General features: G+C 71.0%; 5 protein-coding genes. 4 read left to right on the top strand and 1 reads right to left on the bottom strand.

Translation table 11 applies throughout. The annotated features are described in order from the left end of the window. Window positions 1–177: 177 nt before the first annotated feature. A complete protein-coding gene (locus ABD151_RS06535) occupies window positions 178–1,029 on the bottom strand; it encodes a PAC2 family protein (RefSeq protein ID WP_343992525.1) in 852 nt (283 codons plus the stop codon). Window positions 1,030–1,294: 265 nt separating this feature from the next. Here ABD151_RS06535 and metH point away from each other — a divergent pair, with 265 nt between their 5' ends. From metH to ABD151_RS06515, 4 genes are read left to right on the top strand one after another with little or no spacing between them, the layout of a single operon-like run. Further along, the gene (gene metH / locus ABD151_RS06530) at window positions 1,295–5,056 is read left to right on the top strand and encodes a methionine synthase (protein ID WP_425571865.1); all 3,762 of its coding nucleotides are present in this window, start codon (window positions 1,295–1,297) and stop codon (window positions 5,054–5,056) included. A 4-nt stretch (window positions 5,057–5,060) separates the two neighbouring features. After that, window positions 5,061–5,774 carry an acyltransferase gene (locus tag ABD151_RS06525; RefSeq protein ID WP_343992523.1) on the top strand — a complete coding sequence of 238 codons (714 nt, stop codon included), beginning with the start codon at window positions 5,061–5,063 and terminating at the stop codon, window positions 5,772–5,774. Window positions 5,775–5,823: 49 nt separating this feature from the next. Then, window positions 5,824–6,480: an ABC transporter ATP-binding protein gene (locus tag ABD151_RS06520; RefSeq protein WP_343992521.1), complete on the top strand. Its 657-nt coding sequence runs from the start codon at window positions 5,824–5,826 to the stop codon at window positions 6,478–6,480. Window positions 6,481–6,488: 8 nt separating this feature from the next. After that, window positions 6,489–7,982 (top strand): DUF6297 family protein, encoded by a 1,494-nt coding sequence (locus ABD151_RS06515; protein WP_343992518.1) that lies wholly within the window; start codon window positions 6,489–6,491, stop codon window positions 7,980–7,982. Window positions 7,983–7,987: the final 5 nt, after the last annotated feature.

The following is a 7,987-nucleotide window of genomic DNA, read 5'->3' as shown; positions in this document are numbered from 1 at the left end:
GCCGTCGCCGCCCTCGAGAAGTGGGTCGCCGACTCCGCCACCGACCAGAGCGAGGCGGGGGCGGGTGCCGTGATCGGCAACCTGATCGACGCCGCTCTCGGCCTGCGGCTCTGATCCCTGCCGGGGCCGTCGTCGCGACGGCCCCGCGCGCCACCGGTCACACAGGACCGGTGATGCTCACGCCTGGTCGGTGCCGCGCCGCTTGAGGTAGCGCTCGAACTCCTTGGCGATCGCCTCGCCGGACGCCTCCGGCAGGTCCGCGGTGTCGCGGGCCTCCTCCAGCGCGCGCACGTAGTCGGCGATCTCCTCCTCCTCGCTGGCCAGCTCGTCGACCCCGCGCTCCCAGGCACGGGCCTCGTCGGGCAGCTCGCCGAGCGGGATGCTCGCCTCGAGCAGCTCCTCGAGGCAGCCGACCAGGGCCAGGGTCGCCTTCGGGCACGGCGGCTGCGCCACGTAGTGCGGGACCGCGGCCCAATAGCCGACGGTCGGCATGTCGAAGCGCGAGCAGGCGTCCTGGAAGACCCCGACGATCCCGGTCGGCCCCTCGTAGGAGGACTCCTCCAGGGAGAGCCGGTCGACGAGCTCCGGCTCGCTGGCGGTGCCGGTCACCGGCACCGGGCGGGTGTGCGGCGCATCGGCCAGCAGCGCGCCCAGGGTGACCATCATGCTGGCGCCCAGCTCGTCGCAGGCCGCCAAGAGCTCGGCGCAGTACTGGCGCCAGCGCATGTTCGGCTCCAGCCCGCGGATCAGCACGATGTCGTGGTCCAGGCCGGGGGGAGAGGCGACCGCGATCTGGGTGCCGGGCCAGGTGATGCTGCGGTAGCCGTTCTCATCGCATCCGATCACCGGGCGGTTGACCTGGTAGTCGTAGAAGTCGTCCGGGTCCACCGCGCCGATCACCCGCGCCTGCCACACGTCCATCAGGTGGTCGACGACGCCGGACGCGGCCTCTCCAGCGTCGTTCCAGCCCTCGAACGCCGCGATCACGACGGGGTCGACCAGCTCAGGAACGTCTTCGAACTCGATCACCCCAAGAAGCCTAGTAGGCGTCACCAGATCGGACGCTCGACCCCCGCCGAGTGGTGCCACCCTGCACCGGCGGTCGTTGTGGGGTGCAGAGCGCCACCAATCAACGGGTGGACGCGGGGGCTCGTGCTGCCCAGCCTGCGGATGTTGTGCACGTCGGCGTGTCCGGGGTCGTAGGATCGCGGGTACCGAGAGGCGTTGCAACGGGCATCGACCCGCCACGCTCGGCGATGTTCAAGGACGCCTTCCATTACGGGAGGTAGCCAATTTGTCCGTCCAGGTGAACAGCAAGTCCGCGGTGAACGTCCGTCCCGACGCCACCGAGGAGCTGACCGCTGCGCTGCGCCAGCGGATCCTCGTCATCGACGGCGCGATGGGCACGATGATCCAGCGGCACGCTCCGGGCGAGGCCGAGTACCGCGGCGAGCGATTCGCGGACTGGCCCAGTGACGTGAAGGGCAACAGCGACGTGCTGGTGCTCACCCAGCCCGAGATGATCCGTGGCATCCACGCCGCCTACCTCGAGGCCGGCGCCGACATCGTCGAGACCAACACCTTCTCGGCCACCACGATCGCCCAGGCCGACTTCGGCATGGAGTCGCTGGCCTACGAGCTGAACTTCCACGGTGCCCGCCTGGCGCGCGAGGCGTGCGACGCCGCCACCACCGCCGAGCGTCCGCGCTACGTGGCCGGTGCCCTCGGCCCGACCAACCGGACGGCGTCCATCTCGCCGGACGTGAACGACCCCGGTGCCCGCAACGTCAGCTACGACGAGCTGGTCACCGCCTACCTGGAGCAGGCCAACGGCCTCGTCGACGGCGGGGCGGACATCCTCCTGATCGAGACGATCTTCGACACCCTCAACGCCAAGGCCGCGATCTTCGCGCTGGAGACGCTCTTCGAGGAGCGCGGCCGGCGCTGGCCGGTGATCATCTCGGGCACCATCACCGACGCGTCGGGGCGCACCCTGTCCGGCCAGACCACCGAGGCGTTCTGGAACTCGGTGCGCCACGTCCGCCCGTTGGCGATCGGCCTCAACTGCGCCCTCGGCGCCGCCGAGATGCGCCAATACGTGGCCGAGCTGAGCCGCCTGGCCGACTGCTTCGTCTCCGCCTACCCGAACGCCGGTCTGCCGAATGCCTTCGGCGAGTACGACGAGACCCCCTCGCAGATGGCCGAGGTGGTCCAGGAGTTCGCCGAGGCGGGCCTGGTGAACCTGCTCGGTGGCTGCTGCGGCACCACTCCCGACCACATCGGCGAGATCGCCCGCTCGGTCGAGGGGCTGCCGGTGCGGGTTCCTGCGGAGCCGGCCGCTGCCATGCGGCTCTCGGGCCTGGAGCCGTTGAACATCACCGACGAGTCGTTGTTCGTCAACGTCGGCGAGCGCACCAACATTACCGGCTCGGCCCGGTTCCGCAACCTGATCAAGGACGGCGACTACGACACCGCGCTGTCGGTGGCGGCCCAGCAGGTCGAGAACGGCGCGCAGATCATCGACGTCAACATGGACGAGGGGATGATCGACGGCGTCGCGGCGATGGACCGCTTCCTCAAGCTGGTCGCCAGCGAGCCCGACATCAGCCGCGTCCCGGTGATGGTCGACTCCTCCAAGTGGGAGGTGATCGAGGCCGGGCTCAAGTGCGTGCAGGGCAAGCCGGTGGTCAACTCGATCTCGATGAAGGCCGGCGAGGACGAGTTCCGCCAGCAGGCGCGGCTGTGCCGCAAGTACGGTGCCGCCGTCGTGGTGATGGCCTTCGACGAGGAGGGCCAGGCCGACAACCTCGAGCGCCGCAAGGAGATCTGCGCGCGCGCCTACAAGATCCTGGTCGACGAGGTCGGCTTCCCGCCCGAGGACATCATCTTCGACCCGAACGTCTTCGCCGTCGCGACGGGCATCGAGGAGCACGCCAACTACGGCGTCGACTTCATCGAGGCGACCCGCTGGATCGCGCAGAACCTGCCGGGCGCGAAGATCTCCGGCGGCATCTCGAACGTCTCGTTCTCGTTCCGCGGCAACAACGTGGTGCGCGAGGCGATCCACGCGGTCTTCCTGTTCCACGCGATCCGGGCCGGTCTGTCGATGGGCATCGTCAACGCCGGCGCGCTCGCCGTCTACGACGAGGTCGACCCGGCGCTGCGCGAGGCGATCGAGGACGTCGTCCTGAACCGGCCCCCGGCCGACGGTGGCGACGCCACCGAGAACCTGCTGGCGCTCGCGGAGCAGTTCCGGGGCAGCGCGGCGGAGTCGGAGGAGAAGGCCGAGGAGTGGCGCACGCTGCCGGTCGGCGAGCGGATCACCCATGCACTGGTGAAGGGCATCGACGCGCACGTCGAGTCCGACACCGAGGAGCTCCGGGTGCTGATCAAGGAGCGCGGCGGTCGCCCGATCGAGGTGATCGAGGGCCCGCTGATGGACGGCATGAACGTCGTTGGCGACCTCTTCGGCGCGGGCAAGATGTTCCTGCCGCAGGTGGTCAAGAGCGCCCGGGTGATGAAGAAGGCCGTTGCGTACCTGATCCCCTTCATCGAGGAGGAGAAGGCCAACGACCCGTCGCTGGCAGGTGCCAAGGAGACCAACGGCACCATCGTGATGGCGACCGTGAAGGGCGACGTCCACGACATCGGCAAGAACATCGTCGGCGTGGTGCTGCAGTGCAACAACTACGAGGTGATCGACCTCGGCGTGATGGTGCCTGCCCAGAAGATCCTCGACGCCGCCCGTGAGCACAGCGCCGACATCATCGGTCTGTCGGGCCTGATCACCCCCTCGCTCGACGAGATGGTGAACGTGGCCTCGGAGATGCAGCGGCAGAGCTTCGAGATCCCGTTGATGATCGGCGGTGCCACCACCTCGCGTGCGCACACCGCGGTGAAGGTGGACGGCAAGTACGACGGCGCGGTGATCTGGGTCAAGGACGCGTCGCGCTCGGTGCCGACCGCGGCCGCCCTGCTCAACGACGCCCAGCGCCCCGCGCTGCTGGCCGACATCAAGGCCGACTACGACGCGCTGCGCGAGCGGCACGCCACCAAGCACGACCGGCCGATGATCACCCTGGCCCAGGCCCGGGAGCGCGGGCTCATGATCGACTGGTCCGGGGATCTGCCGCCGGCGCCGAACCAGCTCGGCGTGCATGTGCTGAGTGACTACGACCTGGCCGAGCTGCGCGAGTTCATCGATTGGCAGCCGTTCTTCAACGCCTGGGAGATGCGCGGGAAGTTCCCGGACATCCTCAACAACCCCACCACCGGTGAGGCGGCGCGCAAGCTCTTCGAGGACGCCAACGCGATGCTCGACCAGATCGTGGCCGAGGGGTGGGTGACGGCCAACGCGGTCTACGGACTGTTCCCTGCGAACTCGATCGGCGACGACATCGAGGTCTACTCCGACTCGAGCCGTCGGGAGGTGCGAGCGGTGCTGCACAACCTGCGACAGCAGGGCGAGCACCGTGCCGGTGTCCCGAACAAGTCGTTCGGTGACTTCGTGGCGCCCAAGGAGACCGGGCTGGCCGACCACGTCGGCGCCTTCGCGGTGACCGCGGGGCACGGCACCATCGAGCGGATCGCGAAGTTCAAGGCCGATCTCGACGACTACTCCGCGATCATGCTGGAGGCGCTCGCCGACCGGCTGGCGGAGGCGTTCGCCGAGCGGCTGCACCAGCGGGTGCGCACCGAGTTCTGGGGCTACGACGACGGCGAGACGCTCTCCAACGAGGACCTGATCGCCGAGAAGTACCGCGGGATCCGTCCCGCACCGGGCTACCCGGCGTGCCCCGAGCACACCGAGAAGCAGGTGCTGTGGGAGTTGCTCGACGTGACCGCGAACACCGGCATCGAGCTGACCGAGTCGATGGCCATGTGGCCCGGCGCGGCGGTCTCCGGCTGGTACTTCGCGCACCCGCAGGCGCAGTACTTCTCGCTGGGCCGTCTGGCGCGCGACCAGGTCGCCGACTATGCGCAGCGCAAGGGCTGGACCCAGGCCGAGGCCGAGCGCTGGCTGTCGCCGAACCTCGGCTACGAGCCGGAGGACTGAGCCGGTGCCGTGGCTGCGCACCCTGCTCAACCCGCCGCTGCGCGCCTTGCTGCGCGGCGTCGAGTGGGTCGGCGAGATCACCCCGGGCACCCGCGCCGCCGCCCGGTTCGCCGCCTTCGGCGAGGCCAGCAACGTCGGCTTCCCGCAGGCGACGATCTTCGGCGAGCGGTCGATCCACGTCGGCTCGCGCACCTTGATCGGGCGGCACTGCACCCTGAGCGTGGGCTACGGCCCGAGTGCCGAGGTGCTGCCCGAGCGTGGCCTGGTGATCGGTGACCGGTGCGTGGTCGGGACCCGGACCACGTTCACCGCGCACGAGTCGATCGAGGTCGGCGACGACGTCTGGTTCGGCCAGGGCGTCTTCGTCTCCGACGCCAGCCACGGGTACCAGGACCCGGACGTCCCGATCGGCGACCAGCTCGGCGCCCACCTGCCGGTGCGGATCGGCTCCGGCTCGTGGATCGGCCACGGGGCGATGATCCTGCCGGGCACCCGGATCGGGCGCAATGTCGTGGTCGGCGCGGGCTCGGTGGTGCGCGGCGAGATTCCCGACCATGCGGTGGTGGCAGGCGTTCCGGCGAAGGTGATCCGCTACTACGAGCCGGGCATCGGCTGGGTCGGCAAGCATGCCGACGACGTCCGCCCGATCGTCACCGCCAACGACCTGGAGCGGCTGGCGGCGGAGATGGCCGCCGAGGCCGGTGAGCAGACGGCCTGACCCGGCCTCTGCTTCCGGCCGGCAACCGGTGACCTGAGAAGGTGACCGGGTGAGCGCGAAGCAAGCGGCGAAGAAGCAGCCGGTCCTCGAGGTCAGCGGGCTGGTCAAGAGGTTCGGGGAGCACACCGTGCTCTCCGACGTCGGGTTCGAGGTGCGGGCGGGCCGGGCCGCGGTCCTGGTCGGGCCCAACGGCAGCGGCAAGACGACGGTGCTGCGCTGTGTCACCGGCGCCGACCCGGCCGACGAGGGCGAGGTCAGCATCGGCGGCGAGCCCTACGACGACAGGTCGCCCAGCATCCGCTCGGCGATGGCCGTGGTGATGGACGACATCGACTTCTTCCCCGACCTCACCGTGGTGGAGCACCTCGACCTCTACGCCCGCGCGCACCGGGTGCCGAACGCCGACGCCCTGGTCGACGACGTGCTGCGCGAGGTCGGCCTCTTCGCCCAGGCCGCGCAGCTGCCCGGCTCGCTCTCCTCGGGCCAGCGGCGACGCCTCGCGCTGGCCGGCGCCTTCGTGCGGCCCCGCCGGCTGCTGATCCTCGACGAGCCCGAGCAGCGCCTCGACGAGGAGGGGTTGGAGTGGTTGATCACCCGGTTGCAGCGCGAGAAGCGTGAGGGCCTGGCGATCCTCTTCGCCTCCCACTCGCCCCGGCTGGTCGAGGCGCTGGCCGACGACGTGATCGCGCTGGGCGGCGCGTCCTGAGCGCCGAGGTGCCGCCGGACGCCCGCAGCGCCGCCCGGGAGGTGCGCGAGCTGCGCGGCGAGATCCGGCATTGGCGGCGCAGCAGGGCCAACGCCTCGCTGGGGCAGGCGATCTCGGACGCCTACATCGGCGTGCTGGCCTTCGTGATGCTCGGCTCGATGCTGGTGAACACCCTGATCGGCGTGGCGGGGCTGTCGGAGGAGCACTGCACCTCCCAGGGCTGCCGCGATGCGCGCGGCCTGCTGCCGTGGGTGGTGGCCGGCGCGACCCTGGTCGTGCTCTGGGCACTGGCCCGTACCTTCGGCCCGGTCTATGCGGCGCCGAGCGTCGCCTACTGGCTGATGGAGACCCCACTGGATCGCGGCGTGCTGCTGCGCGGTCGGCTGCGCTTGCTGGTGGCGGCCTTCGCACTGGCCGCGGCCGCGGTCGCTGCCGGGGCGGCGCTGCTGGCCGGCTTCGGAGCCGGCTCGACCGTCGCCTTCGCGCTCCTGGTGGCGGGTGCGGCGGCGTCCGGGATCGCGCTCGCGGTGCTCGGACAGTCCAGCACGCGCAACCCGGTGCTGGTGCTGGCGGGGCTCGCGTTGGCCGGCACCTGGGGGAGTCTGCTGGCGCTCACCCTGCACCGCGCACCCGAGCTGGAGCGCCCGCAGAGCGCACCCGCGTGGTGGTGGCTCCTGGGTGGAGTGCTGACGGCGCTGGCCGTCGTCGCCGGCCTGGCCGCGCGCCGGCTGACCCGTCGGCTGCGGCGGCGCGACATCGTCCGCGGCGGCACCCTGGTCCCGGGGCTGGGTGGAGCGCTGGCCAATCTCGACCTGGCACTGACATATGACGTGCTGTTGGCCTACCGCTGGCGCAGCCGAGGCAGTGCGCGCTCGCGCCGCGGCGGACCGTCGGGAGCGGCCGCGTTGATCTGGACCGACCTGATCCGGATCGCCCGGAGCCCCGTGTGGCTGGTCCTGCTGGCCGCTGCTGTGGTGGTGCCGTACGCCGCGCAGACCGCGGGTGCCGAGCGGGTGGTGGTGATCGTGGTCGCCGGCTGCGGGTTCCTGGCGGGGCTGCCGTTCCTCTCCGCACTGCGGGTGCTGACCCGGACCGCGGGCGTGGCCCGCCAGTTCCCGACCAGCCTCGGTGCCACTCGAGGCGCGGCCCTGGCGGTCCCGGCGATCCTGCTCGGCTGCTTCGGCCTCGCCTGCGTGCCGGCGGTGCACCGGGCCGTCGACGTGCCGTGGTCGACAGCCCTGCTGCTGGCCCTGGCTGCCGCAGCCGGTGGGCTCGCCTCCGGTGTGCGCTGGGTGACCGGCCGCCCGCCGGACTACGGGCGGCCGCTGATCACCAGTCCGGCCGGCGCCGTGCCGACCAACCTCTACGGCAGCGCCCTGCGCGGCTTCGACATCCTGCTGCTGACCACCGCGCCGATGCTGCTCGCACCCAGCGACGGCGGCGCGGCCGGCTCCCTGGTGATCTCCGCGATCGTGCTGGCCTATCTGGCGAACCGGAAGTGAGTCCT

Origin of the sequence: Nocardioides dubius, from assembly GCF_039528155.1 — a bacterium.
Taxonomy (GTDB): Bacteria; Actinomycetota; Actinomycetes; order Propionibacteriales; family Nocardioidaceae; genus Nocardioides; species Nocardioides dubius.
The sequence above is the reverse complement of the archived record's forward strand: the minus strand, read 5'-3'. Positions and strand labels throughout refer to the sequence as shown.